Annotated in this window: 2 protein-coding genes; both read left to right on the top strand. The window is 74.1% G+C overall.

The features are described from left to right. The coding region (locus H5J29_RS34040) for a DUF3043 domain-containing protein (protein ID WP_181784958.1) at positions 1-366 on the top strand (366 nt) is incomplete at its 5' end. Further along, positions 363-899: a bifunctional adenosylcobinamide kinase/adenosylcobinamide-phosphate guanylyltransferase gene (locus H5J29_RS34035; RefSeq protein ID WP_181784957.1), complete on the top strand. Its 537-nt coding sequence runs from the start codon at positions 363-365 to the stop codon at positions 897-899. The genes H5J29_RS34040 and H5J29_RS34035, both read left to right, overlap by 4 nt. The last annotated feature ends 125 nt before the right edge of the window (positions 900-1024 follow it).

Here is a 1024-nt window from a genome sequence, read left to right as displayed (position 1 = left end):
GACGAGCGCGTGCTGCTCCCCCGCGACCGCGGTCCGGTCAAGGCCTACATCCGAGACGTCGTGGACTCGCGGCCGCACATCATGGGCCTGTTCATGCCGCTCGCGGTCATCGTGCTGATCTCCGTCCTGCTGCCGATCCCGTCGGTGCAGCAGTACCTGAGCCTGTTCTCCCTGGTGGCGCTGGCGATCATGGTCGCGGAGGGCGTCGTGCTGGGGATGCGGACCACCAAGCAGGCGCGGGCGAAGTTCCCGAACGAGCGGATCAGCGGGCTCGGCACCGGCTGGTACGCGTTCACCCGGGCCAGCCAGATCCGCAAGCTGCGGGTGCCGAAGCCCCGGGTGGAGCGCGGCGCGCAGGTGTCGTGAGGACACTCGTCCTCGGCGGCACCCGCTCCGGCAAGTCGGGGTACGCAGAGGCGCTGCTGCCCGCGGACGCCCCGGTCCGGTACGCGGCCACCGCCCGTCGGGACCCGGCGGACGCCGAGTGGCAGGCACGGATCGCGCGGCACGTGGAGCGGCGCCCGGCGGGATGGACGACGGTCGAGTCCCCCGACCTGGTCGCCGAGCTCGCCGGGCCGGGGTTGCTCCTGGTCGACGACCTGGCCACCTGGCTGACCGGCGTGCTCGACGCGGCCGGGGCCTGGGAGGACCCGTCCGCCTCGGTCGAGGACCCGGTGTCCGCGCTGGTCACGGCGGTGTCGCAGGCGTCGGAATGCGTCCTGGTGTCCGCCGAGGTGGGCTTGGGTGTGGTGCCCTCGACCCGCGCCGGGCGGCTGTTCCGAGACGAGCTGGGGGCGCTCAACGCCGCGCTCGCCGCGGTCTGCGACGAGGTGGTGCTGCTCGTCGCGGGACTCCCCCTCCACCTCAAGGGTGGGCCGGACGGTAGGAAGGGGCCGTGAGCGAGACCTCCGAGCAGACCTTCCCGACCGTCGCGGCGCCCGATCTCGAGGCGCGCAACGCCGCCGTCGCCCGGCTCGACGGGCTCGCCGTCCCCGCGGGCAGCCTCGGGGTCCTCGCCGAGCTC

The sequence above is a fragment of the Pseudonocardia pini genome (assembly GCF_013870575.1).
GTDB classification, from domain to species: Bacteria; Actinomycetota; Actinomycetes; order Mycobacteriales; family Pseudonocardiaceae; genus Pseudonocardia; species Pseudonocardia pini.
This window is presented reverse-complemented; position numbering and strand designations above follow the sequence as displayed.